This window comes from Ruegeria sp. YTSC199, assembly GCF_059609725.1.
This window is the reverse complement of sequence record NZ_JBXWMF010000004.1, coordinates 64,560-90,615: the sequence shown is the minus strand read 5'-3', so window position 1 is coordinate 90,615 and position 26,056 is coordinate 64,560. Positions and strand designations below refer to the sequence as shown.

Below are 26,056 nucleotides of genomic sequence, written 5' to 3'. Positions count from 1 at the left end.
TGTGAAAAGGGGAGATTTCCATGGCACTGGACAATGCGAACGATTTTTCGATGTCCCGGCAAGCGATGAAGGCCGAACTGCTGGACGCGGAGACCGAACTGAAACTGGCCTATGCGTGGCGTGATGATCGCGACGAACAGGCACTGCACCGGTTGATCACGGCCTATATGCGGTTGGCGATTTCCATGGCGGCCAAGTTCAAACGCTATGGTGCGCCGATGAACGATCTGATCCAGGAAGCCGGATTGGGCCTGATGAAAGCCGCCGACAAGTTCGACCCTGACCGCGGGGTGCGTTTTTCGACCTATGCGGTTTGGTGGATCAAGGCCAGCATTCAGGATTACGTGATGCGCAATTGGTCGATGGTGCGAACCGGATCTACTTCGTCCCAGAAATCCTTGTTCTTCAACATGCGCCGGGTTCAGGCGCGTCTTGAACGCGAAGCTGCGACCGAGGGGATGGATTTGGATCGCCACCAATTGCACCAGATGATAGCTGCCGAGATCGGCGTCCCCCTGCGCGACGTTGAGATGATGGAGGGCCGGTTGTCCGGGTCCGATTTTTCGCTGAACGCAGTGCAGTCGGCTGATGAGGACGGGCGCGAGTGGATCGACGCGCTGGAAGATGACCGTGTTCAGGCCGCCGAGACGGTCGAGAATAACCATGACACCGAACAGCTGCGCGAATGGCTGGTGACGGCCATGCAGGCTCTGAACGATCGCGAACGCTTTATCGTGCGCGAACGCAAGCTGCGTGAACCGGCCCGCACGCTGGAAAGTTTGGGGCAGGAGCTTGGCCTGTCCAAGGAACGTGTGCGTCAGCTTGAGGCCGCGGCCTTCGTGAAAATGCGCAAGAACCTTGAAGCTCAATCGCGTGAGGTGCAACACTTCATCGCATGAGACAACTTGCGATTCTGCTTTGTGCACTTGTGGTTATGGCCCGACCTGGCCATGCAGAAAATCTGATATCGGATGATGTTCTGGCCGCAATGACTGCGGCGGATGTGATCATTCTGGGTGAGATTCACGACAACCCTCAGCACCATGTTATTCAGGCCGAGGCATTGAAGGCCATAAAACCATCAGCCGTTGTATGGGAGATGGTGACCGAGGAAGGCGCGCAGCGTCTTGCGGACAAGGCTGTATCCGACCCTGAGGAGCTTGCGCGTATTCTAAAGTGGATTGAAACCGGCTGGCCGCCACTCAGCATGTATTACCCGGTCTTTCAGGCCTCGGATGCGCCAGTATATGGCGCCATGGTTCCGCGCGCCGCCGCCCGTGCCGCGATGGAGCGGGGCGCGGCCACCGCCCTGGGCGCGGATGCGGCGCGTTATGGCCTGACCGTTCCGTTGCCAGCCGAGGAACAGGCGGCACGTGAGGCCGATCAATTGGCCGCTCATTGCAATGCGATCCCGGAAAGTGCCTTGCCGCAGTTGGTCGCCATTCAACGGCTGCGCGATGCGGTGCTGACTCGTGCCATCCTGCGCGCGACGGATGAAACCGGCGGACCGGTCGCGGTGATCACGGGTAATGGCCACGCTCGCAAGGACCGGGGCATTCCGACTTTTCTGACACGTATGCGCCCGGGGTTGAAAGTGTTTGTGCTGGGCCAATCGGAGGACGGGTTAGTGAACGGGGAATTCGACGCGGTGATCGACAGCCCAAGTGTTGAGCGCGAAGACCCGTGCCTGGCGTTTGAAACTCAGAATTAACCGCTGGAACTGTCCGGCCCGCTTGCCTAATGTCGGGGCCGACCGGGACGGGAAGGGCTCAACATGCTGGCATCGAAACGCATTCTGCTGACCATCGGCGGCGGGATCGCGGCGTATAAGTCGCTGGACCTGATCCGCCGTTTGCGGGAACGCGGCGCGACCGTGACGCCCGTGTTAACCCGCGCGGCAGAGGAATTCGTGACGCCGCTGTCGGTTTCGGCTCTGGCCGGAGAAAAGGTTTACCGCGATCTGTTTGACCTGACGGATGAGGCCGAGATGGGACACATTCAATTGTCCCGTTCGGCTGATCTGATCGTTGTGGCCCCGGCGACTGCTGATTTGATGGGGAAGATGGCCGGAGGGCTCGCAAATGATCTGGCCTCGACCCTGCTGATGGCGACCGATACGCCGGTTCTGTGTGCACCAGCTATGAATGTGCGGATGTGGGATCACCCTGCTACGCAGCGCAACCTGAAACAATTGCAGGCGGATGGTGTTCGTTTTGTTGGTCCGAATGAGGGCGATATGGCCTGCGGCGAATACGGTCCCGGCCGTATGTCGGAACCGCTGGAGATTGTTGCTGCGATTGAGTTGGAGTTGGGCGATGGTCCGCTGAACGGCAAGCGTGTGCTTGTAACCTCGGGCCCGACGCAGGAACCCATCGACCCGGTGCGTTACATCGCTAATCGTTCCTCGGGGGCGCAGGGCGCAGCGGTGGCCCGGGCGCTGGCCGCGCTGGGGGCCGAGGTGGTGTTTGTGACTGGTCCCGCAGATGTGCCGCCGCCCGACGGGGTGCGGGTCGTGCCGGTGGAGACCGCCCAGCAAATGTCTGACGCGGTGGATGCCGCACTGCCCGTGGACGCGGGCGTGTTTGCAGCAGCGGTTGCCGATTGGCGCGTTTCCAGTGCCTCGGACAAGAAATTGAAGAAAAGCCGCGACGGGCTGCCTGTGCTGGAGTTTGCCGAAAACCCTGACATCCTGAAACGTGTCTCGCATATGGACACCGGCCGCCCGGCCCTGATCGTTGGGTTCGCGGCTGAGACGGATAACGTGATCGAACACGCCACCGCCAAACGGGCACGCAAGGGTTGTGACTGGATCGTGGCCAATGATGTCAGCCCGGCAACGGGGATCATGGGCGGATCGGAAAATGCCGTTATCCTGATCTCGGACGACGGTGCCGAAGAATGGCCGCGCATGGGCAAGGATGCGGTGGCCAAGCGTCTGGCGCGTAAGATCGCCGATGTGCTGACCAGCTAAATCAAAGGAGCAGTGATGGTTGCAATTCGTGTGATCCGAGAGGAAGGATCTGATCCGTCGGTCCCCCTGCCGTCGTATGAATCCACCGGGGCGGCTGGTGCCGACGTGCGGGCGAATTTGCCGGACCGGGCCTCGATCATGCTTGAACCGGGGCAACGCGCGCTGGTGCCAACGGGCCTGCGTATCGAGATTCCGCAGGGGTTTGAGGTTCAGGTTCGACCCCGCTCGGGTCTGGCCCTGAAACATGGCATCACCCTGCCAAACACTCCGGGTACGATCGACAGTGACTATCGCGGCCCGCTGGGCGTGATCGTCTTGAACGCCGGGCAAGAGACGTTCGAAGTCACCCATGGCGAACGCATTGCCCAACTGGTCGTCGCCCCCGTAGTGCAGGCAGTGTTCGAGCCGGTGGCGGCACTCAGCGACACGGTGCGCGGCGCAGGTGGCTTCGGCTCGACCGGGCGCGGCTGATGTTGCTGGTCCTGATCCTGGCTGCGGGTCTCTGGGGGATCGGCTACCTGGCCGGAGTGTCCAGGGCGGCTCGTATGACCTCGGTCGGGGTTCTGCTGCTGGGCGTGATTACGGCCCAGCTGGTTCTGCCAGATGGCCATCCGTTGCGTGAGGCGACTGGCGGCTCTGCGGCGCTGTGGCTGATCTTGGGTGGCACGGCCATTCTGGTTCTGGTTTACGGAAGGGTGCTGAAAGCGCTGAGAAACCGCGCAGCACCTGCCGCCACCAAGGAGCCCACGATGCCATCCGACCAATTCTCTGAGACCGAACTGGAACGTTACGCCCGCCACATCGTCCTGCGAGAACTGGGTGGACCCGGTCAGAAAAAGATGAAGAAGGCCCGTGTGCTGGTCATCGGCGCCGGGGGCCTGGGCGCGCCTGCGTTGCAATATCTCGCCGCTGCCGGAGTGGGTACCATCGGCGTGATCGACGATGATGAGGTCGAAAACGCCAACCTGCAACGGCAGGTGATTCACCGAGACGCCGATATCGGGATGCCCAAAGTCTTTTCTGCGCAGCAGGCGATGGAGGCGCAGAACCCCAATGCCACGGTTCTGCCCTATCACCGCCGCCTGAACGAAGAGATCGCCCATGACCTTTTTGCCGACTTCGATCTGATCCTCGACGGCACCGATAATTTCGACACACGCTATCTGGCCAATCGCACGGCGACAGCATTGGGCAAACCCCTTATTTCAGGCGCTTTGTCGCAATGGGAAGGGCAGCTGAGTGTCTTTGACCCCGCCAATGGCGCGCCCTGCTATCAGTGTATTTTCCCCGAGGCTCCGGCCCCAGGTCTGGCGCCCTCTTGCGCTGAAGCCGGCGTGATTGGCCCGCTGCCCGGCGTTGTGGGTTCGATGATGGCGGTTGAGGCGATCAAGGTGATCACCGGGGCCGGGCAGGCCCTGCGTGGCGAGATGCTGATATATGACGCGCTTTATGGCGAAAGCCGCAAGATTACTCTGTCCCGTCGTGCCGATTGTCCGATTTGTGGATCGGGGGCGTAATCCCGCTCTGGATCATCCGGCCTGCCGTTCCTAACTCTGTGGTCAAAGGAGACACGCATGACCAATCCGATCCTGTCCGACTGGACCACGCAGTTTGAAATCGCACCCTTTGCCGATATTGCGGATGACGATTTCGCTCCCGCTCTGGATCAGGCGATGCGGGCCCATAACGCTCAGATCGACGCGATTGCGGATAACCCGGACACCCCCACCTTTGCCAACACGATCGAGGCTCTTGAAGCTGCGGGTGACGAAATGGACAAGGTTCTGTCGGTGTTCTTCACCGTCGCCGGGGCGGACAGCAACCCGGCGCGCGAGGAGTTGCAGCGCGCGTTCTCTCCCAAGCTGGCCGCGCATTTCTCGGGGATTTCGTCGAACAAGGCGCTGTTTCAGCGCGTGGCCGATCTGTGGTCGCGCAATGACGAGTTGGGTCTGACCGACGAACAACAGCGCGTGTTGATGCTGACCCATCGGGGATTCGTGCGGGCAGGTGCGGCGCTTGAGGGCGACGAAGACGCGCGGATGCAAGAGATCAAGGCGCGGTTGGCCTCATTGGGGACCTCGTTTACGCAAAACCTGCTGGCCGATGAACGTGATTGGTACATGGATCTGTCCGAGGACGATCTGGAGGGCCTGCCGGATTTTGTCGTGGATGCGGCCCGTGCGGCCGGGCAGGAAAAGGGGGCTGTTGGTCCGGTTATGACCTTGTCCCGTTCTCTGATTGTGCCCTTCCTGCAATTCTCGCCTCGCCGAGACCTGCGGGAAAAGGCCTATCGCGCCTGGACCACACGGGGGGCAAATGGAGGTGAGACCGACAACCGCGAGAGTGCCGCAGAAATCCTGCATCTGCGCGAAGAACGTGCCAAGCTACTGGGCTATGAGAGTTTCGCGGCCTACAAGCTGGAAACCGAAATGGCCCGCACGCCCGACAAGGTTCGTGACTTGTTAATGCAGGTGTGGGAACCCGCCAAGACCCGCGCTGACGCGGATGCGAAAACCCTGACGCAGATGATGCAGGCGGATGGCGTCAATGGTCCGCTGGAGGCTTGGGACTGGCGCTACTACGCCGAGAAACGCCGCAAGGCTGAACATGATCTGGATGAGGCGGCGCTGAAGCCCTACCTGCAGCTGGACCGTATGATCGAGGCGTCCTTTGCTTGCGCCAATCGCCTGTTCGGGCTGGAGTTCGCACCGCTGGATGTACCGCTCTATCACCCGGATTGTCGCGCGTGGGAGGTTACGCGCAATGGGCAGCATATAGCCGTGTTCATCGGCGATTACTTCGCGCGGGGATCGAAACGCTCGGGTGCGTGGTGTAGCGCGATGCGGTCGCAGGCAAAGTTCCCGAAGGTGCAGGCGCCTGTCGTGATCAATGTCTGCAACTTCGCCAAGGGCGATCCGGCGCTGTTGTCTTATGACGATGCGCGCACGTTGTTCCATGAATTTGGCCACGCACTGCACCAGATGCTGTCAAATGTGACCTATGAAAGCATCTCGGGCACGTCGGTTGCGCGGGATTTCGTGGAACTGCCCAGTCAACTTTACGAACACTGGCTGGAGGTCCCTGAGGTTCTGGCCGAGTTCGCAACTCATGCCGAGACCGGAGAGGCAATGCCGCAGGAGATGCTGGAGAAAGTGCTGAAGGCCGCCAATTTCGATCAGGGGTTCCAAACGGTGGAATACGTCGCCTCGGCGCTGGTCGATCTGGCGTTCCATGACGGTGCGGCTCCGGCCGATCCAATGGCGAAACAGGCGGAGGTGCTGGCCGGGATCGGTATGCCGCAGGCCATCGGAATGCGCCATGCGACGCCGCACTTTGCGCATGTATTTGCGGGCGACGGATATAGCTCGGGCTACTACAGCTACATGTGGTCCGAGGTGATGGATGCCGACGCGTTTGCGGCGTTCGAAGAGGCAAGCGGCGCATTCGATCCAGAACGAGCTAAGGCGCTGGAGGAGCACATCCTGTCCACTGGCGGCTCACGTGAGGCCGAGGAGCTATACCTCGCCTTCCGTGGCCGGTTGCCGGGGGTCGAGGCCTTGTTGAAGGGCCGGGGGCTGATCGCCGCTTAGTACCCCAAGTCACGATCGACGAGGTGCAGGAAAGGCTTGCCTTCCTCACCCCGCCGGATGTTCTCACAAATCACTTGCGCCGCTGTCACCGGCCGCGTTTCTGAAGCGATGTGCGGGGTCACCGTCACATTCGGATGCGCCCAATAGGGATGATCCACAGGCAAAGGCTCGACCCGGAACACATCCAGCGTGGCGTGATCGACCTGGCCCGAATTCAGCGCCTGCAACAGGGCGTCATCGTCGATCAACGGCCCCCGGCCCGGGTTGATGATGCGCGCGCCTTTAGGAAGCAGAGCCAGGGTTTCGGCGTTCAGCATGTTTGCAGTGGCAGGCGTGTCCGGCAAAAGCAGTACCACGATCTCGGCCTGCGACAGGGCCGCGTGCAGCCCATCTGCGCCATGCAGGCATGTGACACCGTCAATCTCTTTGGCTGAGCGGCTCCAGCCGATGACGTCAAAGTCCAACGCGGACAGAGCGCGAGCCGCAGCCTCGCCCAACGCGCCAAGCCCCAGAATGCAAACCCGGCGTTCGGTGGCCAAAGGCGGTGCGTCAGGTGCCCAGGCACCATCCTGAACGGTAATGTGCTGATCCATTCCAAGGTGATATCGCAGCACGTGGCCGACGACCCATTCTGTCATTCCTTGCGTCAGGCCGTGATCCACCATCCGCGCCAGCGGGACGGTCAGGGTCCCATTGCCCGCGATCTTCTCGACCCCGGCCCAGAGGCTGAGCACGGCCTTCAATCGCGTGTAGGGGGTGAAATCCAGCAGGCCTCCGTTCGGGGCATAGACGATATAGTCCACCTGATCCGGTTCGAATTCGGTGGCAAGGCGAAAGTCCAGCCCAGCCTGTGTCAGGTACTTGGTCAGCAGTGGCTCGTAGACAGGCCACAGGGCAGGGCGCGCGGAAAACAGGATGTTCACGGGCATAGCGGGCCTTTCAGATCAGCGGGGGCGGTGGATATGGGCGCTTTGAACGATGCCGAAGGCGGCCATCAGAACCAGCATGGCTGAGCCGCCATAGCTGACCATCGGCAGCGGCACACCCACAACTGGGGCAAGGCCCATCACCATCGACATGTTGACGGCAAAGAACAGGAAGAAGTTCAGCGCGATGCCCAGCGTCACCAGAGACGAGAACCGGTCCTTGGTTGAAAGCGCGGTGACCAGACAGAAGACCAGGATCATGCCATAGAGGGTCAGCAAGGTGATGCCGCCGACAAAACCGAACTCCTCGGCCAGAGTGGTGAAAATGAAGTCGGTGTGTTTCTCGGGCAGGAAGTTCAGGCGAGATTGGGTGCCTTGCATGAATCCACGCCCGTTCCAGCCACCGGACCCCAGCGCGATCTTGGATTGGGTGATATGATACCCCGCGCCCAACGGATCGGTCGAAGGATCGAGGAAGGTGTCGATCCGGCGGAACTGGTAGTCCTTGAGCAATTGCCAGTCGGTTCCGCGGCTGTTGAACACCGTTGCGATCAGGCCCACCACGGCTGCGATGACGGCGGCGAAATAGGTCCAGTGAACACCGGCCAGAAACATCAGCCCACCACCCGCCGCCAGCAGCAGGATCGATGTGCCAAGATCAGGCTGGCGCAGCACCAGAAAGGTTGGGATCAGGATCAGCAGGACCGGGACGATCACCCAGACAGGCCGCGAAGTCTTGTGCGAGGGCAACCAGTCGTAATAGGCTGCCAGCAGCATCACCAGCGTCACTTTCATCAGTTCCGAGGGTTGCAGCCGCATGAATTTCAGGTCGATCCAGCGCTGAGCACCCATACCGACCGTGCCGAACAATTCCACATAGATCAGCAGAAGAATCGATACGATATAGGCGAGCACCGACATGTTGCGCCAGAACCAGATGGGCACCAGCGCGATAATGAACATAACAGCCAGACCCAGCCCGAACCGTTCCATCTGCGGCTCGGCCCATGGCGCCCACGATCCACCCGCCACCGAATACAACATCAGAAACCCGGCGCTGGCCACGCTGATCAGCAACAGGGTCAGCGGCCAGTTCATATAAAGAAACTTGCGGAACCCCGAGGGCGTGGATTTGACGGCATACTCAAGATAGCTCATGCGCGGTCCTTTTCGGACGGGCGCGCTTTGGGGCGGCGATCGCCCTCAAGCCGTTTCTGCTGTTCCTTGATGCGGTCGCGGTCGCCGGCCGGGTAGGCTTCAAGCGGGGGTGTGCCGTTGTAAAGCGCCTGCAACATGATGTCCCGTGCAACCGGGGCCGCGGCCTTGGAGCCGCCACCGCCATGTTCCACCACAACGGCCACGGCGTATTTCGGGTTGTCATAAGGCGCAAAGCTGACGAACAGCGCGTGGTCGCGGCGTTCCCATGGCAGATCTTCGTTACGGATCACACCGGCGGCGCGTTCGGCCTTGGTGATGTTGCGCACCTGGCTGGTGCCGGTTTTGCCTGCCATGCGGAACTCATCCGCGATGATACGGCTGCGATAAGCCGTGCCGCGCCGGTTGTTCGAGACCGTGAACATCGCATGACGTACTTGTTCCAGATTGTTACGGTTCACCGCCAGCGGTTCCCCCGCGCCCGAGGGCTGTTCGATCCCGTTCACAGAGCGTACCAGCCGTGGCGATACCGCCCGGCCTGTTGCAATCCGCGCCGTCATGATCGCCAGTTGCAGCGGTGAAGCCAGCATGAAACCTTGGCCAATCGAGGCATTCGCTGTGTCGCCAACCAGCCACTCTTCCCCGTGCACGCGTTGTTTCCAGGCCTGGTTCGGGGCCAGCCCGGCCGCCACGGCTGACATCGGAATGTCGTGCTTGACGCCGAGTCCGAAAATGCGGGCCATGTCGGAGATCTTGTCGATGCCAGTGCGCAGGGCCACGTCATAATAGTAAACGTCACAGCTGCGCTTTAGCGAGGTTTCTAGATCAACCGTACCATGCCCGCCGCGTTTCCAGCAGTGGAAGCGGCGGCTGCCCACTTTCAGGTGGCCGGGACAGTAGACGGTATTCGATGGCCCGATCACCCCGGCCTCAAGTGCGGCCATGGCGGTGATCATCTTGAAGGTCGAGCCTGGCGGGTAGGTGCCCTGCACTGTCTTGTTGGCCAGCGGGCGGTAATTGTCCTGTGTCAGCGCCCGGTAATCCGCGACCGAGATGCCACGCACGAACAGGTTCGGGTCGAAACTGGGGGCCGAGCTGATGGCGCGGATATCGCCGGTTTCGCAATCAATCACCACGGCGGCTGCGCTTTCCCCGGCCAGACGCGCCTGTGCATATTGCTGCAGATCGGCATCGACCGAAAGTTGCAGATCAGCCCCAGTCTCACCTTCCTGCCGGTCCAGCTCGCGCATCACGCGGCCGGTGGCATTGACCTCGACCCGTTTTGCTCCGGCCTTGCCGCGCAAGGCGATTTCCTGTTTGGCTTCCAGCCCGACCTTGCCGATCTGGAACCGGGGGATGCGCAGGACGGGCTCGGGGTCTTCGATCTGACTGAGGTCGTAATCGCTGACCGGGCCGACATAGCCGACCACATGGGCAAAGTCTTCGTAACGCGGATATTGCCGGGTCTGCCCCACTTCAGGGATCACACCGGGCAAAGCGGGCGCATTAACGGCGACCTTCGAGATGTCCTCCCACGTGACCTGATCAGCCAGCGTCACCGGCAGGAACGGGGCAGAACGGCGCATTTCGGCCTTGGCCCGGTCGATCTCATCCTCGGTCAGGGGGATCAACTGGGACAGTTTGGCGATCACCTCGTCCACATCGCCTGCATCCTCGCGCACCATGACGATCCGGTAGGAGGGCGAGTTCTGGCTGATGATCTCTCCGTTCCGGTCATAGATTCGGCCTCGAGTCGGTGGGATCAGGCGGATATTGATCCGGTTTTCCTCGGCCAGCAGGCGGTATTCGTCAGCCTGATCCACCTGCATGAACCGCATCCGGGCGGCCAGCCCGCCGATAAAGGCGGCTTGCAATCCACCCAAAACCAGCGCCCGGCGCGGCAGGCGTTTATAGGCAAGGCCTTGGGCTTTGGGTTTGCGTTGCTTCATGCGCGCGCTCCCAATGCGCCGGTTTCAGCCGTGGATTTGCGCCGCACACCGAGTCCGTTCTGGCTGAGCAGAACGATTAGAGGATAAACCGCAATTGTCAGGACGACTTGGATCACCACGGGCCCCAATGCTGCCTGTTGCACAGACAGAATAGCAAGAATGACACGGTTCAACATAAAAACAGCTGTGATTGCCACGGCGACGGTGGACCATTCGCCGACAAAGCCCGAATCCCGTAAACCGAACGCCGCCGAGCGTAGGTAAGCAGCCCCCAAGACCACCAGCGCCGCCAGCAGGCCGGGCGGGCGTTGCAGCAACAGATCCGCCATCAGCATGACGATCGCTACCAGTAAGGTCGGCACGAACTCAGGCCGCCGCATCACCCATGCAAAGGTCAGGGCAATCAGCAAGTCCGGAAAGGGCCAGCGATCCGGTTTTGTATCCAGAGGCAACAGGTGCAGAAACAGGATCAGCGCGGCCAGAAACAGGTACAGGCCCCGCTTAGACCAAAGTTGTGAAGTCTGGCTATCCATCACCAACCTCCACCGGCGGCAGCGCTGCCTCAGGCTGTGTGGGGCCAACGATGCTGCCCGGGTCCCGAATGGTGGGGGCCGATTGATATCGCAGCACCCGCAGGAATTCGAGCCGTTCGAAATCCGCCGACAAACGCACCCGCAGGCGGCCCCCTGGATCGGCTGTGATCTGTCCGATCAGCAACCCGGCCGGAAACACGCCGCCATCGCCCGAGGTCACGACACGGTCGCCAGGCCGGACCAGTTCGCGGTTTTCAAGAAACTCGACGGCGGGGGCCGGAGTGTTGTCGCCCGTGATCAGGGCGGTTTGGCCCGAAGGTTGAATGGTCGCAGGGATCGCGCTGGAGGCATCGGTCATCAGGATCACCCGCGCCGTGTCCGGGCCCACGCCGGAAATGCGACCGACCACGCCGATCCCGTCCATCGTGGCCCAGCCATCGGTGATGCCGTCCCGTTCGCCGACATTTAGCAAAACCGACTGCCGGAACGGAGAGCCGCTGTCGGCCATCACAACCCCGGTGATATAGGTCAGGCGTGGATCGAGCCGAACGTTGTTCAGGTCCAGCAGCCGGGCGTTTTCCTGCTCAAGCTGCAGCGCGGCCTCTTTCCAGGCCCGCATCAGGCGCAGCTCGCTGCGCAATTCCTGGTTCTGTTCGCTCAGGCGTTGATAGCTTTGGAAATCGCGGGCCAGATTGACCACGGCAGTGACCGGTACCACGGCCCATTCCATTGACGGCACGACCCGGTCGACGACTTGGGCGCGGAACCGCTCCACCCGCGGGCTGTCGATACGCCAGACCAGAAAGATCCCCAGCAGGCACAGCACCACGATCCCCAGTAGCAAGCGGCGCAAGGGGGTGGTGTATTCGTCGCGCTGTGATCGGTCTTTTGCCACAGGACTCCTTCCCGTGCTGCTCGTGCCGAGTTTACCCTATCTGCAAAGGGTGCGCGCCTTAGCTTTCGTAGTCAATCGCGTGGCGCAGTTGTTTTTCGTATTCCAAAGCCTTGCCCGTGCCCAAAGCCACACAATTCAGGCTTTCATCGGCAATCGACACGGCCAGACCGGTCTGTTCGCGCAGCGCCAGATCCAGATCGCCCAGCAGCGCACCGCCGCCGGTGAGCATCACACCCCGGTCCACGATGTCCGCTGCCAGATCAGGTGGTGTGGTTTCAAGAGCGGTCATCACCGCCTCGCAAATCTGTTGGACCGGCTCCGAGAGCGCCTCGGCCACCTGGGCCTGGCTGATTTCGATCTCCTTCGGCACGCCGTTCAACAGGTCGCGGCCCCGGATATGCATCGATTGGCCGCGGCCGTCATCGGGCATGCGGGCGGTACCGATGGTCGTCTTGATGCGTTCAGCGGTGGATTCACCGACCAGCAGGTTCTGCTGACGACGCAGGTACGAAATGATGGCTTCGTCCATGCGGTCTCCACCAACCCGAACCGAACGGGCATAAACGATATCGCCAAGCGACAGAACCGCAACCTCGGTGGTCCCACCGCCGATATCAACGACCATGTTACCGGTCGGATCGGTGATTGGCATACCCGCACCAATCGCAGCCGCGATGGGTTCGGCGATCAGGCCTGCGCGACGCGCGCCTGCAGAAAGAACCGACTGACGGATCGCGCGTTTCTCAACCGGAGTTGCGCCGTGGGGGACGCAGACAATGATTTTCGGCTTGGAGAAGGTCGAGCGCTTATGCACCTTGCGGATAAAGTGCTTGATCATTTCCTCGGCGGTGTCGAAGTCGGCAATCACACCTTCGCGCATCGGGCGGATCGCCTCGATCGAACCGGGTGTCCGGCCCAGCATCAGCTTGGCGTCTTCGCCAACGGCAAGCACTTTTTTTACGCCGTCCTTTACGTGATAGGCCACCACGGACGGCTCAGAAAGGATCACGCCACGCCCCTTGACATACACCAGGGTGTTTGCCGTCCCAAGGTCGATGGCCATGTCCGCTGTGAACAGGCCGCCCAGATTGCCAAAGATCCCCATGTTTCCCCTGATCCTGTATGTCGGTTTTTCTACTGCCCGCGACTCGACGGTTCCGGGACGGATGACTTATAGGGTGCCAGCACGCCCGGTAAAAGGGCTGATTCCGCGACAATCAGCACCTTTCCGCCTTATTGAGAGGGACTTTAGAAGGCAACATGCTCTCTTATCAACACATTTACCACGCCGGGAATCTGGCTGATGTTCAAAAGCACGCTTTGTTGGCATCTGTGCTGGATTACCTGACCCGCAAAGACAAGCCGCTGACCTATCTCGAAACCCATTCCGGTCGGGGTTTATACAAGCTGGACGCGGCCGAGTCGGTGCGTACGGGTGAGGCCGATGCAGGTATCCGGCGCGCCCAGCAGGCCAAGTGGTTTGACGCGGACCATCCGTTGGAGCGAGCGATCCGTATGGTTCAACAGAGGCACGGAACGGAAGCCTATCCCGGATCACCTCTGATCGCCGCCAGTTTGCTAAGAGAACAGGACAATCTGCACTTTGCCGAGCTGCACCCGCAGGAGCATTCCGCTCTGACCATGGTGATGTCGCCTTATGGGGCCAAGGTGTACCGTCAGGACGGGTACGAGTTGGCGCAGTCTCTGTTGCCCCCGACGCCGCGGCGCGGAATGATGCTGATCGATCCGAGCTATGAAGTGAAATCGGAATACGACCGCCTGCCGGGAATCATCGGTAAACTGCATCGCAAGTGGAACGTGGGCGTAATCGCTCTGTGGTATCCGATCCTGACGGATAATCGCCATGGTGCGATGATTTCCGCCCTGAAATCTCAGAACTTGCCGAAAACCCTCTGCCACGAAGTCAGGTTCGATCCTGTGAGAGAGGGGCATCGTATGGTGGGGTCGGGTATGTTTTTCGTCAACGCGCCATACGGCCTTGAGGATGAGACGACCCGCCTGACAAAGCTGTTCAAAGGACTCAGGGCGTAAACTTCAAAAAAGGCGGAAAGCTCCCAACTCGCTTGCCCGCATCAGAGATGCAGTCAACCGAGTTGGGCCCGGCAGCGCCGCGGGTGCGGGAGCCGCTGCCCGTCGATTTAGGTCAGATCTTTGTAGCTGATCTCGCGCGCGTCGGCGCCGGGACCGGTTTTTTCGCGACGCACGTTCAGGCGGTTCAATGCGTGGATGTAAGCCTTGGCCGACGCAACAACCGTGTCAGTGTTGGCGGATTGTCCGGTGGCGATCATGCCATCTTCTTCCAGGCGAACCGAAACCGTGGCCTGCGCATCCGTTCCTTCGGTCACGGCGTGCACCTGATAAAGCTGCAGCCGGGCGGAATTCGGGTAGATCGCACGGATCGCCTTGAACGTCGCATCCACCGGACCGTCGCCGTGTTCGGTTGCGATGACATCTTTGCCGTCAACCTCCAGTTCGACAGTCGATTCCGCCTGACCGCCGGTACCGCAGGTGACCTTCATCGAAACCAGTTGCAGGTGGTCGTTGCTTTCGTCATCGTCCAGCGACATCAAGGCGATGAGGTCGTCGTCGAATACCTCTTTCTTACGGTCGGCCAGATCCTTGAACCGAACGAAGATATCCTTGAGCTGGTTGTCCCCGACCTCATAGCCCAACGTTTCCAGCTTGTCGCGCAACGCCGCGCGGCCCGAGTGTTTGCCCAACGGCAAAGACGTGCCCGAAAGGCCGATATCCTCGGGGCGCATGATTTCGAAGTTCTCGCGGTTCTTCAGCATGCCATCCTGGTGGATGCCGCTTTCATGCGCAAAGGCGTTCTTGCCGACGATGGCCTTGTTGAACTGCACGTTGAAGCCCGAGACCGTCGCCACCCTGCGCGAAATATGCATGATCTTGGTAGTGTCGATGCCGGTGTTCCAAGGCATGATGTCGTTGCGGGTGCGCAGCGCCATCACGACTTCTTCCAACGCCGTGTTGCCTGCACGTTCGCCCAGACCGTTGATGGTGCACTCGATCTGACGTGCACCACCTGCGACCGCCGCCAGAGAGTTTGCGGTCGCCATGCCAAGGTCGTTGTGGCAGTGGGTGGCAAAAACCACCTCATCCGCACCGGGCACCGTCTCGATCAGGCGCTTGATCAGATCGGCGCTTTCCACCGGAGCGGTATAACCCACCGTGTCAGGAATGTTGATCGTGGTCGCACCGGCTTTGATCGCAATTTCGATCACGCGGCACAGGTAATCCCATTCCGTTCGGGTGGCGTCCATCGGCGACCATTGCACGTTTTCGCACAAATTGCGCGCGTGGCTGACGGTTTCGTGGATTTTCTCGGCCATCTCGTCCTGGGTCAGGTTCGGAATCGCGCGGTGCAGCGGAGAAGTGCCGATGAAGGTGTGAATCCGGTTCGTCCCGGCGTGCTTCACGGCCTCCCAGCAGCGGTCGATATCGGCGAAATTGGCGCGGGCCAGGCCGCAGATACGGCTGTTTTTCGACCGCTGAGCGATTTCCGAAACCGCTTTGAAGTCACCTTCCGAGGCGATGGGGAAACCGGCTTCGATGATGTCGACACCCATTTCGTCCAGCAACTCGGCAATCTCGAGCTTTTCGGCGTGGGTCATGGTGGCGCCGGGGCTCTGCTCGCCGTCGCGCAAAGTGGTATCGAAGATCAAGACGCGGTCTTGGTCGGTCACGTTAGTCATGGGAATCTCTTTCTTGTCTGTCCTAAAGCCTATGGCGCGCGGGCGTCCTCCTCTGAGCGGGCGCGCCGGATGGCACGCTCAGAGGCGGATTAGGATCAGTAGGCCACGCAGAGACGCACCGCGAATGGCGGTGTCGGCAACAAGGATATCTGCGCGGTTGATCATGGGGTTGAGGTTATACAGAGCCGTCCCGGAATGAAAAGACCAATTTGCGACGTAACTGCAGTTGAGCGGTTTCTTTTCCGCGCCACGTTGATCCGCGCAGGCAGGCGGCTAGGTAGTTCGCCATGGAAAAAGCACTGATCATTGGCGCATCAGGAGGCATCGGACAGGCAGTCTGTCAACGCCTGAGCGGGCAGGGGATGGCTGTGAAGGGCTTGTCACGCTCAGCCGACGGGTTTGATTTGACGAACCCTGATGGCGTGCATCGCATGCTGGGCGCGATCCCCGGAGCGTTCGACCTGATCCTTGTTGCGTCCGGGGCATTGGAGATCAACGGCAAGGCACCGGAAAAGACCGTCCGCGCTGTATCTGGGCAGGCAATGATGGATCAGTTTGCACTGAATGCCGTGGGTCCGGCCTTGGTCCTCAGCCATGCGGCACGCCTGTTGCCCCGCGACCGCCGCGCGGTTTTTGCCGTGCTTTCGGCGCGTGTGGGATCGATCGGGGATAACCGGCTGGGTGGTTGGATCAGCTATCGGGCGGCAAAGGCGGCGGTGAATCAGATTGTTCACACGGCAGCCATCGAACTGGCCCGCACCCACAAACAGGCGATCTGTGTCGCGCTGCATCCCGGTACTGTCAAAACGGACGTCACCCGGAAGTACCTCGGCCGACATCCTGCTGTTGCCCCGGACGAGGCCGCGTCGAATCTATTGGACGTGATGGCGCAATTGACCCCGGCCGATTCCGGCGGGTTCTTCGACTGGGCGGGAAAACCGGTGCCGTGGTAGCGGTATTGCTTCAGCCGTCAGTGCCGTCCGGGTCCGACGGAGCCGTCTCGGGAGCCGCTTCGGGAGCAGTATCGTTCGCCGTTTCCAGTGCGCCGTTGTCCCAAACGCCGGTTTCCGTTTCGCCGTTGGCATAGCGTACGGTGCCGGCGCCATGGCGTTTCGCGTCCACGAAATTGCCCTCGTAGACATCACCGTTGGGATAGGTTGCGATCCCCTCTCCGGTAATCTTGCCTTCGGTCCATTGACCCGAATAGGTGAACCCGTTTGCCATGATGATTTCGCCCTGTCCGTGGCGTTTACCGGTCAGAAACTCGCCGGAATAGACCGTGCCATCCGGGTAGGTGGACATGCCTTTGCCTTGCCGCAAACCGTCCACCCAGTCTCCCTCATAACTGGAGCCGTCGGCCATGGTCAGAATGCCCTTGCCATGGTTCTTGGCGTTCCGAAACTGGCCCCTGTAGACGGTACCGTTAGGATAGGTCGAAACACCTTCGCCTTCGATCACCCCGGCGATCCAATCCCCCTCGTAGGTCGATCCGTCCGGGTAGGTGATAAGGCCCTTGCCCTCGGCCAGATCTGCCTTGAAATCCCCGACATGGACCGACCCGTCCGGGTAGGTCAGTTCGCCCACCCCCTCAAGCAGGCCGTCGGTCCACTCACCGGTATAGAGGAACCCATCCGTGCCGGTATAGGTTCCCTGACCATGCCGCAGGTCGTTGGAATAGTCGCCTTCGTAAACATCGCCTTTAGCATAGGTCATCTTGCCCTTGCCTTGCCGTCGACCTTCGATCAACTCGCCCTCGTAGACGTCCCCGTTGACAAAGGACATGCGCCCGGTGCCGGTGATCCGATCCTCGGCCCAATCGCCGTCATAGGTCATCCCGTCGGGCAGAGTCAGGCTGCCCTGGCCGTGGCGCTGACCGTCGCGGATGTCTCCTTCGTAGATACCGCCATTGGCATAGGTCACCTTGCCCTTGCCCTGTTTGACACCATCCACCCAATCGCCATCGTAACTGTAGCCGCCCGGGTCACTCAGTACGCCTTTGCCGTGATGCCGGGCGTTCTGGAACCCGCCCTCATAGCGCACGCCATTGGCATAGATGGCTATGCCGGTGCCATTGATCGCACCGTTTGCCCATTCGCCCTCGTAACTGCCACCATCGGCATAGGTGATCTTGCCAAGCCCTTCGGGTTGGCCCTTGGAGAACATCCCCTCATAGACCGAGCCGTTGACATAGCGGGCAGTGCCCGTGCCCTTAATCTCGCCCTCAGCCCATTCGCCACTGTATTCGAACCCGTTGGGCAGGCGGTAGGTGCCGGTGCCGTGACGCAGGCCGTTCTCAAAGGTGCCCTCGTAGACGCCCCCGACCTCATCATCCGTGGTGATCACCTGACCGTTCTGTGCGGCGACACCCGCAGCGATCAGGGCTATCGCGGATGCGGCAATAGAAATGCGGAAAGCGTTCATGATCGGTCCTGCCTGTCCGGTTTTCATCTTTTGCGCAAAACTACGGCACGCGCGGGGGCAGAGCAACGGGTTTTGCCGCATTTGCCTTTCACTCGCGCAATGATCTGCTAAATGGCAGTAAGACCGACGAGGGCAAGAGGGCAGCATGGCCGACCGTTTCCGCATCACTCTGGCGCAACTCAACCCGATCGTGGGGGATATCGAAGGCAATGCCGCCAAGGCGTTAGCCGCGTGGGAGCAGGCGCGCGATGCCGGGGCCGATCTGGTGGCTTTCCCCGAGATGTTCATCACCGGCTATAATACGCAGGATCTGGTGATGAAGCCCGTCTTTCACCGGGCGGCGATGGTGGCTGTCGAAGAATTGGCCGCACAATGCGCCGACGGTCCGGCGGTGGCGATTGGCGGACCATGGGTTGAAGATGGCAGCCTGTTTAATGCCTATCTGATCCTCAAGGGCGGTCGGATCGGCAGCAAGGTGCTGAAACATCATCTGCCCAATGAAACGGTGTTCGATGAGGTGCGCCTGTACGACTCTGGCCCGCTGGGCGGGCCTTACGCGGTCGGAAACACACGCATCGGTAGCCCGATCTGCGAAGACAGCTGGCACCCTGATGTGGCCGAAACGCTTGAGGAAACCGGGGCCGAGTTTTTGCTGATTCCCAACGGATCGCCCTATTTCCGTAACAAGTACGACGTACGCCTGAATCATATGGTGGCCCGCGTGATCGAGACCGGTCTACCGGTGATCTACCTCAACATGGTGGGCGGGCAGGACGATCAGGTTTTTGACGGGGCGACTTTCGGCCTGAACCCGGGTGGAGAACTGGCGTTCCGGATGCCGGTTTTCGACGAGACCGTGACTCATATCGACCTGGAGCGCGGCGATGATGGCTGGCGCATCGTGCCGGCCGAGATCGTGCTGCAGCCCGATGAATGGGAGCAGGACTATCGTGCCATGGTGCAGTCCCTGCGCGACTACATGGGCAAGACCGGGTTCAAAAAGGTTCTGCTGGGTCTGTCGGGCGGGGTCGATTCCGCTCTGGTCGCGACGATTGCCGTGGATGCTATCGGGGCTGAGAATGTGCGCTGCGTGATGCTGCCTTCGGAATATACGAGCCAGGCTTCATTGGACGACGCCGAAGCCGTGGCCAAAGCACTGGGCGTGCACTACGACTACGTGCCGATCTCGGACAGTCGGGCGGCAGTGACGGACACTCTGGCCCCGCTATTTGCCGGTCATGATGAAGATCTGACGGAAGAAAACATCCAATCCCGCCTGCGCGGTTTGCTGCTGATGGCGATCTCGAACAAGTTTGGCGAGATGTTGCTGACCACCGGCAACAAATCCGAGGTCGCGGTGGGTTATGCCACGATCTACGGCGACATGAACGGCGGCTATAACCCGATCAAGGACCTGTACAAAACGCGTGTGTTCGAGACCTGCCGCTGGCGCAACGCCAATCACCGCGACTGGATGATGGGCCCGGCCGGCGAGGTGATCCGCCCCTCGGTCATTGACAAACCCCCCAGTGCCGAACTGCGCGAAGATCAGAAGGATAGCGACAGCCTGCCCGATTACCCGGTTCTGGATGCGATTCTGGATATTCTGGTCGATAAGGAGGGCTCGATCGCTGATTGCGTGGCCGTCGGTTTCAACGAGGTCGACGCGCGGCGGGTTGAGCACCTGATCTATATCAGCGAATACAAGCGCTTTCAGTCCGCCCCCGGAACGCGCCTGACCAGCCGGGCATTCTGGTTGGATCGCCGCTACCCGATTGTGAACCGCTGGCGGGATCGGGGCTGAGCCGAACGGGGAATCGTGAAGCTGGGTTAAAACGACGTTTCGATACCAGACCCATTACGCTCGATTGTCTTGGTATTGTTTCCGAACAGTGGATAACAATTTGATTTTTAAAGCTCTCAGGGAACTGACTGCTTGAAACTGAGACATTTTTTTGCCACATTTTAGCTTAATTGATGCCCCACATGGGGCGGCGTGACCTCAATTCGATGTTTGTAACTGTGGCGCACGCGTGTTGGATGTCTGAGTTAACGATTTGGTGCTATTATGTTTAAGGGATATGACAAGCCGCTTCACCCGCCGTTAAGGTATAAGTCAATGGAATCCGAAGCACGGGTTCTGGACGAGGCCAAGCTGGACTCGGCGATTGCTAATCTCCTTCGGGAAGAAGAAAGCGAAGACCCCGAGCCCGTAGTGGGAGCGGCTAAACCACCGGCGATCTTCCCGGTTCTGGCCGAACAGGCGGAAATAGACAAAGAGGTGGAGCCCCGCGATTCTGGCCTTGCGGCAACCTTGCGTCAGAAATTGGCCGAACTAAGCGGCGCGGCGTAAACTCCAGGCGATTTGAAACAGGGCGGCGCGATCTTTCTCGCACCTGTTGGCGTGTTCGCCACAGCTGCCAAAAAACATCGGTCCCTCGACAGAAGACATGTTGCCTGAGTGCCTGCATCACGCCTTCATTGCGACCTGAGCCATGAAGTAAGAGCGGTTGATGCCCGGCCCCAAACCAACCCCCGTTGAACCCGATCTGCATCTGCCCAAAACCGTGGATGTCGTTGTCATTGGCGGCGGCATTATCGGAGCATCGACCGCGCTGGAATTGGCTGAACGCGGCGCCTCGGTACTGTTGTGCGAAAAAGGGCAGATTGCGGGCGAGCAAAGCTCTCGCAATTGGGGGTGGGTCCGTCTGGGGATGCGTGACCCGCGGGAGATTCCGTTGATGATCGAATCGCTGCATCTATGGCAAGGGCTGGATCAGCGCATCGGGCGGGAAACCGGCTATACCCGCGCGGGTATTCTGTTTGGTGCTTCGGGCAAACGCGACGGCGGCAATCTGGAACAGTGGCTGCGTCACGTGGACGGGCTGCAAACCGGCGCGCGGCTGGTTTCGGGGGCCGAGTTGAATGCCCTGCTGCCGGGCAATCAGACCTCGTATGATTGCGCCCTTTACATGCCGCAGGACGGCCGGGCCGAACCGCAACAGGTTGCGCCTGCAATTGCCGAGGCAGCGCGGGAGAGCGGCGCTGTTCTGATGACCAATTGTGCCGTCCGCAGCGTCGATGCCGGGAATGGTCGCATCACCGGAGTATTCACCGAGCGTGGCCGTGTGGCCTGTGACTTCGTGGTTCTGGCCGGTGGTGCCTGGTCGCGTCTGTTTGCCGGAAATGCGGGGATCGAACTGCCGCAATTGAAGGTTTTGAATACGGTCCTGCGGACCTCTCCAGCTGAGGGACCGGAAGCGGCGTTTTGGTCCGACGATTTTGCCATGCGTAAACGGGCGGACGGGGGCTATTCCATCGCCTCGGGTCATGAAAACACGGTGGACATTGTACCTGACAGTTTTCGGCTGGCGCGGCAGTTCCTGCCCGCATTCGCTCAGGAGTGGAGATCGCTGCGGTTTCGACTGTCAAAGCGCTGGAGCATCGAAGCAAGCCAGAACCAGACCTGGCTACCCACGGATGTCACCCCGTTCGAACATTGTCGCGTGCTGGATCCCGAACCTTCGCCCAAGACGCTGCGTCAGGCTTGGGCAGCGGCGCGCAGAGGTTTCCCAGTGCTGGAACAGGCCGAGCTTGTACAAAGCTGGGCGGGTCTGATTGATGTCACGCCGGACGCGGTGCCGGTGATCTCGGGGGTTGATCAGATGCCGGGAATGTTCATCGCAACCGGGTTTTCGGGCCATGGGTTTGGCATCGGCCCGGCAGCAGGCCGCCTGATGGCCGATCTGGTCGCCGAAACCACGCCGTGCGTCGATCCGGCCGCCTTCCGCCTCTCCCGCTTTTCAGATGGCTCAAAGGTGCGACCGGATCCCGGGTACTGAGGGCCTAGCCCATCATCTGATAGCTGACCGGCACAAAGCGGAACCCGTCACCTCGTCTTTCGACGAACCCGGCTGCAGGGAAGGGCATGTGATAGCCGATCATTGGCACCTTGTCGGCGGCCAGCATTCCCAGCACATTGCGTCGCGAGGCGGTAGCGGCAGCCTTGTCCATGTCAAAGCGCACTTCCCATTCCGGATGGGCAAATGACCAGACATAGTGGTTCGCCAGATCGGCGGTCAGCACCAGCCGCTGACCGTTGTTTTCCAGATGATAGACCGTGTGACCGGGTGTGTGCCCATAGGCGGCGACGGCGGTGATACCCGACGCAACTTCGCCGCCGTCTTCGATAAAGGTCATTTTCTCGGCCAGCGGTGTCACCTTGGCGGCCACCAGATCACCGACGCGGTTTCCGGCCTCTTGTGCGGCCCAGAAATCATACTCGGGCGACGCGGTGACATAACGCGCATTGGGGAAGGTCGGCGCATCACCTGTGGTCATGCCACCGATATGGTCGGGGTGCATGTGGGTAATGACAACAACGTCGATCTGATCCGGAGTGACACCCGCATCCGCCAGTGCAGCCTGAATGCCACCCTGGCCCAAACCGGTATCGAACAGCACCAGCTCGGACCCGGTATTGACCAGCGTCGGCGTGAAGAAGAATTGCGCTACATCCGGGGAGATGAAATTTTCGGCCGAAACCTTGGCGAATTCCTCATCTGAAGCACCGCCGCCGAAAATCTCTTGGGCGCCATCACGCGGCAGGCTTCCATCCAGCAGCGTGGTGACGGTGAAATCGCCCAGTGTGAAGGACTTGGCGATGGATGAATTGGCCTTGGTCTCGCTCGCGGCGGCCAAAAGCGGGGCCGCGGCTGTGGCAAATGGCAAAGCGGCCGCAGAACCCAAAGCGGCGCGGCGTGTGAGTTTAATGGTCATTTTGGTTCTCCCTGTCAGAACACCTTTAGGTGAGTTAGGTCAGTGCGAGTCTCTTGCCAGTTTATACCCCAGAGATATGGGCTGCGTGGATGAACAATGCGTGTTAAATTTTGTTTATGCCGCGATCTGATAATAAGACCGTTCCAACCGACCAGAGTGTCGAGAGCTTTCTATCCAGGGTGCAGCCTTCCGGCAGGGCCGAAAGCGGGAAGGTTCTGGACGGGCTTTTCCGAAAGACGACGGGGTTCGAGCCCGTCATGTGGGGGCCCTCGATTGTGGGCTATGGGCGCTATCACTATCGCTATAAATCCGGGCGCGAGGGCGATTTCCTTGCCACCGGCTTTTCCCCACGTAAATCCGCGCTGTCGATTTATATCATGCCCGGTTATGCGGATTTCGGGGATATTCTGTCACGTCTGGGTAAGCATAAGCTGGGTAAGTCTTGTCTATACGTGAACAAGCTGGAGGACATCGATCTGGATGTTCTGGCCGAGCTGATCCGTGCCGGGCTTGAGGACTTGGAGCAGCACTGGCAAGTGGAGCCGACCTGAACGCCCTTGCTGGACAATTGGCCTATCCTGTGACATGAGCCGCGCCAACAGGAGAACTCCATGACCACCACCCGTTTTGCCCCGTCGCCCACCGGTTACATCCATGTGGGCAACCTGCGTACCGCCCTGATGAACTATCTGATCGCTCGCAAGGCGGGCGGCACGTTTATCCTGCGTATCGACGACACCGATCCTGAGCGGTCGAAAGAAGAATATGTCGATGCCATCAAGCAGGATATGGAGTGGCTGGGCCTGCACTGGGACCGGGTCGAGCGTCAGTCGGACCGCCTGGACCGCTATGCCGATGCCGCCGACAAGCTGCGTAAGATGGGTCGGTTCTATGAGGCGTTCGAGACGCCTACCGAGCTGGACCTGAAGCGCAAGAAGCAACTGAACATGGGCAAGCCGCCGGTCTATGATCGCTCTGCATTGAATCTTTCGGATGCCGAGAAAGAGGCCCTGCGGGCTGAACGTGGCAATGGCGTCTGGCGGTTCAAGCTGGATCACGAGCGGATCGAGTGGACTGACGGTATTCTGGGCGACATCTCGATTGATGCTGCATCAGTGTCTGATCCGGTGCTTATCCGTGGCGACGGGCAGGTTTTGTATACGATCGCGTCGGTGGTGGATGATACCGAGATGGGCGTAACCGATGTCGTGCGCGGCTCGGACCATGTGACCAACACGGCGACGCAAATTCAGATCATCGAAGCGCTGGGCGGCACTTGCCCACGATTTGCGCACCATTCGCTGCTGACCGGGCCGCAGGGTGAGGCGCTGTCGAAACGTCTTGGCACGCTGGCCTTGCGCGATCTGCGTCAACAGGGTGTGCAGCCTATGGCGCTGCTGAGCCTGATGGCGCGTCTGGGCTCGTCCGATCCGGTCGAGTTGCGCTCGGACATGGCGGAACTGATCGAAGGCTTTGATGTGAACCGCTTTGGCGCGGCGCCAACCAAGTTCGACGTGCGGGACTTGTTCCCGCTGACCGCCAAGCATCTGCAATCGCTGCCACTGGCGGACGTGGCCGATGCGGTCGCTGACGCGGGCGTTCCGGCAGAACTGGCCGAGCCGTTCTGGGCGATGGCGCGCGAGAACATCACCACTCTGGGTGACCTCAAAGGTTGGTGGGAGCTGTGCCGTGACGGGGCAGAGCCTTTGATCGCCGACGAAGATCGTGAGTTCATTAGTGAGGCTGTGGCTCTGCTGCCCGAAGGTCCATTCGATGGAGAGACGTGGGGCACTTGGACCAAAGCCGTGAAAGAGGCCACGGGTCGCAAGGGCAAAGGCCTGTTCATGCCACTGCGCAAGGCGCTGACGGGTATGGAGCGCGGGCCGGAAATGGCGAACCTGCTGCCGTTGCTGCAGGTGATCCGAGCACGCGGCTAAGCGCGAAAGCACTGATATCTGAAAGGCGGGGCCGACATGCGGTCCCGCCTTTTTCTATGCAGTATGGACAATCGACGCAGAAATGCGGCGCAGCCGATCATCGACAAATTCGGTCTCAACCGGTTTCAAATGCTGGTGACGCGGGTATCGAGGTTCCGCCGGGTCATTCAGAATCGGCGCGTACCACCCATCGGTGGTGGCAAAAAACCGGTCCGCACCGTCCTCACCAAAAGTGCGCAGATACCCTTGCACAACCACGTCGATATAGCTGAGCAGCAGTGGATGACAATTGCTGGGCTCGGTGTGGCGGCCCTGCGACACCGCGTAAACGGCGATTTCGACCTCGTGGGTCAAAGGATGTGTGACAGCTTGGGTCGCGGGAACCCGGTCATAGGCCCATTCCCGCTCGTCCAGCGCCACCCAGTCGTTTTTCGGGACATGGGCGATCATCCCTTCGATCTCGGACTCCGGGTCCGGGATTGCGGTCAGGAAGGCTACCGGGCGTAGGTCGGTGTGTCGCCAAGCGCGTCGCCACCCCTTCAGCCGCGCAGGATGTGGGTCGGGGAAATCGTGCGTCGCTAGGTTCACGAGGCTGCCATAGCCGAAGAAATAAGGGTCTGCCATGCGCCGTCAGGTCCTTCTTGAGCGATTGATGTATGTCAAACCGCTTTTTTGCCGGACATGCAATAAGGTCGCATCTTGAAATTTGGGAGGTCTCGATGAGGATTACCAAAAGGACAAACATTGCGGTGCGCCTGTTGATGTATTGCGCGGCGCATCAGGATCGGCTGGTGACAAAGGCCGAGATCGCCGATGTGTGCAACATATCGGAAAACCACCTGGCACAGGTGATCAACCAATTGAGCCAGTTGAACTACCTCAGTACTCAACGTGGTCGCAACGGTGGCATGTCTTTGGCGCGTTCCGCCGATCAGATTCGGATCGGCTCGGTGTTTCGCCATGTCGAAGGCAATTTGCCAATCGCTGAGTGCTTTGCCGATGCCGACAACACCTGTCCCCTGACGGATGCCTGCCGATTGCGACTGGCGCTGCAGGATGCGGCCGAGGTGTTCTATGCTTCGCTGGACGAAATCACACTGGACGCGCTTGTGTGCGACAACGACCAGTTGCTGCAAATCCTGCAACCGGTCGCCTGCGTGCGTTGA

General features: G+C 60.3%; 24 protein-coding genes. 14 read left to right on the top strand and 10 right to left on the bottom strand.

All coding sequences use genetic code 11. The annotated features are described in order from the left end of the window. Nucleotides 1-20 precede the first annotated feature (20 nt). The 6 genes from AC2FEE_RS04925 (at nucleotide 21) to AC2FEE_RS04900 (ending at nucleotide 6,561) form a co-directional block, all read left to right on the top strand. A complete protein-coding gene (locus AC2FEE_RS04925) occupies nucleotides 21-899 on the top strand; it encodes an RNA polymerase factor sigma-32 (protein ID WP_496863461.1) in 879 nt (292 codons plus the stop codon). Beyond that, nucleotides 896-1,711 (top strand): ChaN family lipoprotein, encoded by an 816-nt coding sequence (locus AC2FEE_RS04920; RefSeq protein WP_496863459.1) that lies wholly within the window; start codon nucleotides 896-898, stop codon nucleotides 1,709-1,711. Before AC2FEE_RS04925 ends, AC2FEE_RS04920 begins: the two co-directional genes overlap by 4 nt. Nucleotides 1,712-1,774: 63 nt before the next feature. Further along, nucleotides 1,775-2,971 (top strand): bifunctional phosphopantothenoylcysteine decarboxylase/phosphopantothenate--cysteine ligase CoaBC, encoded by a 1,197-nt coding sequence (coaBC, locus tag AC2FEE_RS04915; protein ID WP_496863457.1) that lies wholly within the window; start codon nucleotides 1,775-1,777, stop codon nucleotides 2,969-2,971. A 15-nt stretch (nucleotides 2,972-2,986) separates the two neighbouring features. After that, the gene (gene dut / locus AC2FEE_RS04910) at nucleotides 2,987-3,442 is read left to right on the top strand and encodes a dUTP diphosphatase (protein WP_496863455.1); all 456 of its coding nucleotides are present in this window, start codon (nucleotides 2,987-2,989) and stop codon (nucleotides 3,440-3,442) included. Continuing rightward, a complete protein-coding gene (locus AC2FEE_RS04905) occupies nucleotides 3,442-4,488 on the top strand; it encodes a HesA/MoeB/ThiF family protein (protein ID WP_496863454.1) in 1,047 nt (348 codons plus the stop codon). The genes dut and AC2FEE_RS04905 overlap by 1 nt, the downstream gene beginning before the upstream one ends. 57 nt (nucleotides 4,489-4,545) lie before the next feature. After that, entirely contained in the window at nucleotides 4,546-6,561 is a 2,016-nt protein-coding gene (locus AC2FEE_RS04900; RefSeq protein ID WP_496863452.1) for a M3 family metallopeptidase, read from the top strand. Here the strand turns inward: AC2FEE_RS04900 and AC2FEE_RS04895 are convergent. The 6 genes from AC2FEE_RS04895 to AC2FEE_RS04870 are packed head-to-tail and all read right to left on the bottom strand — an operon-like array spanning nucleotide 6,558 to nucleotide 13,124. Then, nucleotides 6,558-7,490 (bottom strand): 2-hydroxyacid dehydrogenase, encoded by a 933-nt coding sequence (locus tag AC2FEE_RS04895; RefSeq protein WP_496863450.1) that lies wholly within the window; start codon nucleotides 7,488-7,490, stop codon nucleotides 6,558-6,560. The two genes, AC2FEE_RS04900 and AC2FEE_RS04895, sit on opposite strands and share 4 nt — an antisense overlap. A 15-nt stretch (nucleotides 7,491-7,505) precedes the next feature. Beyond that, complete coding sequence (rodA, locus tag AC2FEE_RS04890; RefSeq protein ID WP_496863448.1) at nucleotides 7,506-8,645, bottom strand: rod shape-determining protein RodA; 1,140 nt, start codon at nucleotides 8,643-8,645, stop codon at nucleotides 7,506-7,508. After that, entirely contained in the window at nucleotides 8,642-10,591 is a 1,950-nt protein-coding gene (gene mrdA / locus AC2FEE_RS04885) for a penicillin-binding protein 2 (RefSeq protein WP_496863446.1), read from the bottom strand. Before mrdA ends, rodA begins: the two co-directional genes overlap by 4 nt. Continuing rightward, nucleotides 10,588-11,124, bottom strand: coding sequence for a rod shape-determining protein MreD (locus AC2FEE_RS04880; RefSeq protein WP_496863445.1), 537 nt, complete (start codon nucleotides 11,122-11,124; stop codon nucleotides 10,588-10,590). The genes mrdA and AC2FEE_RS04880 overlap by 4 nt, the downstream gene beginning before the upstream one ends. Further along, entirely contained in the window at nucleotides 11,117-12,019 is a 903-nt protein-coding gene (gene mreC, locus AC2FEE_RS04875; protein WP_496863444.1) for a rod shape-determining protein MreC, read from the bottom strand. Before mreC ends, AC2FEE_RS04880 begins: the two co-directional genes overlap by 8 nt. A gap of 58 nt (nucleotides 12,020-12,077) precedes the next feature. After that, nucleotides 12,078-13,124 carry a rod shape-determining protein gene (locus tag AC2FEE_RS04870; protein WP_039523195.1) on the bottom strand — a complete coding sequence of 349 codons (1,047 nt, stop codon included), beginning with the start codon at nucleotides 13,122-13,124 and terminating at the stop codon, nucleotides 12,078-12,080. Nucleotides 13,125-13,279: 155 nt separating this feature from the next. Here AC2FEE_RS04870 and AC2FEE_RS04865 point away from each other — a divergent pair, with 155 nt between their 5' ends. Next, nucleotides 13,280-14,071 (top strand): 23S rRNA (adenine(2030)-N(6))-methyltransferase RlmJ, encoded by a 792-nt coding sequence (locus tag AC2FEE_RS04865; RefSeq protein ID WP_496863443.1) that lies wholly within the window; start codon nucleotides 13,280-13,282, stop codon nucleotides 14,069-14,071. A 107-nt stretch (nucleotides 14,072-14,178) separates the two neighbouring features. On the opposite strand, the gene AC2FEE_RS04860 is transcribed toward AC2FEE_RS04865, so the two are convergent. Then, nucleotides 14,179-15,753, bottom strand: coding sequence for a 2-isopropylmalate synthase (locus tag AC2FEE_RS04860; RefSeq protein WP_496863442.1), 1,575 nt, complete (start codon nucleotides 15,751-15,753; stop codon nucleotides 14,179-14,181). A 287-nt stretch (nucleotides 15,754-16,040) separates the two neighbouring features. Here AC2FEE_RS04860 and AC2FEE_RS04855 point away from each other — a divergent pair, with 287 nt between their 5' ends. After that, a complete protein-coding gene (locus AC2FEE_RS04855; protein ID WP_496863441.1) occupies nucleotides 16,041-16,706 on the top strand; it encodes an SDR family NAD(P)-dependent oxidoreductase in 666 nt (221 codons plus the stop codon). 10 nt (nucleotides 16,707-16,716) lie between these two features. Here the strand turns inward: AC2FEE_RS04855 and AC2FEE_RS04850 are convergent, their stop codons facing one another. Further along, entirely contained in the window at nucleotides 16,717-18,174 is a 1,458-nt protein-coding gene (locus AC2FEE_RS04850; RefSeq protein ID WP_496863701.1) for an MORN repeat-containing protein, read from the bottom strand. Between the two features lie 145 nt (nucleotides 18,175-18,319). Here AC2FEE_RS04850 and AC2FEE_RS04845 point away from each other — a divergent pair, with 145 nt between their 5' ends. The 3 genes from AC2FEE_RS04845 (at nucleotide 18,320) to AC2FEE_RS04835 (ending at nucleotide 22,016) form a co-directional block, all read left to right on the top strand. Then, nucleotides 18,320-19,978, top strand: coding sequence for an NAD+ synthase (locus AC2FEE_RS04845; protein WP_496863440.1), 1,659 nt, complete (start codon nucleotides 18,320-18,322; stop codon nucleotides 19,976-19,978). 315 nt (nucleotides 19,979-20,293) lie between these two features. Next, nucleotides 20,294-20,527 (top strand): hypothetical protein, encoded by a 234-nt coding sequence (locus tag AC2FEE_RS04840; RefSeq protein ID WP_496863439.1) that lies wholly within the window; start codon nucleotides 20,294-20,296, stop codon nucleotides 20,525-20,527. 160 nt (nucleotides 20,528-20,687) lie between these two features. Next, on the top strand, nucleotides 20,688-22,016 hold the full coding sequence (locus AC2FEE_RS04835; RefSeq protein ID WP_496863437.1) for an NAD(P)/FAD-dependent oxidoreductase: 1,329 nt from the start codon (nucleotides 20,688-20,690) through the stop codon (nucleotides 22,014-22,016). 4 nt (nucleotides 22,017-22,020) lie between these two features. On the opposite strand, the gene AC2FEE_RS04830 is transcribed toward AC2FEE_RS04835, so the two are convergent. Next, complete coding sequence (locus AC2FEE_RS04830) at nucleotides 22,021-22,953, bottom strand: MBL fold metallo-hydrolase (protein WP_496863435.1); 933 nt, start codon at nucleotides 22,951-22,953, stop codon at nucleotides 22,021-22,023. 116 nt (nucleotides 22,954-23,069) lie between these two features. Here AC2FEE_RS04830 and AC2FEE_RS04825 point away from each other — a divergent pair, with 116 nt between their 5' ends. Together AC2FEE_RS04825 and gltX are read left to right on the top strand one after the other, a co-directional pair. Beyond that, on the top strand, nucleotides 23,070-23,504 hold the full coding sequence (locus AC2FEE_RS04825; RefSeq protein ID WP_496863434.1) for a DUF1801 domain-containing protein: 435 nt from the start codon (nucleotides 23,070-23,072) through the stop codon (nucleotides 23,502-23,504). A gap of 60 nt (nucleotides 23,505-23,564) precedes the next feature. Further along, complete coding sequence (gene gltX, locus AC2FEE_RS04820) at nucleotides 23,565-24,890, top strand: glutamate--tRNA ligase (RefSeq protein WP_496863432.1); 1,326 nt, start codon at nucleotides 23,565-23,567, stop codon at nucleotides 24,888-24,890. A 54-nt stretch (nucleotides 24,891-24,944) separates the two neighbouring features. On the opposite strand, the gene AC2FEE_RS04815 is transcribed toward gltX, so the two are convergent. Beyond that, on the bottom strand, nucleotides 24,945-25,514 hold the full coding sequence (locus AC2FEE_RS04815; RefSeq protein WP_496863431.1) for a gamma-glutamylcyclotransferase family protein: 570 nt from the start codon (nucleotides 25,512-25,514) through the stop codon (nucleotides 24,945-24,947). A gap of 95 nt (nucleotides 25,515-25,609) precedes the next feature. Between AC2FEE_RS04815 and AC2FEE_RS04810 the strand changes: the two genes are divergently transcribed. Further along, nucleotides 25,610-26,056 carry an RrF2 family transcriptional regulator gene (locus AC2FEE_RS04810; protein WP_496863429.1) on the top strand — a complete coding sequence of 149 codons (447 nt, stop codon included), beginning with the start codon at nucleotides 25,610-25,612 and terminating at the stop codon, nucleotides 26,054-26,056.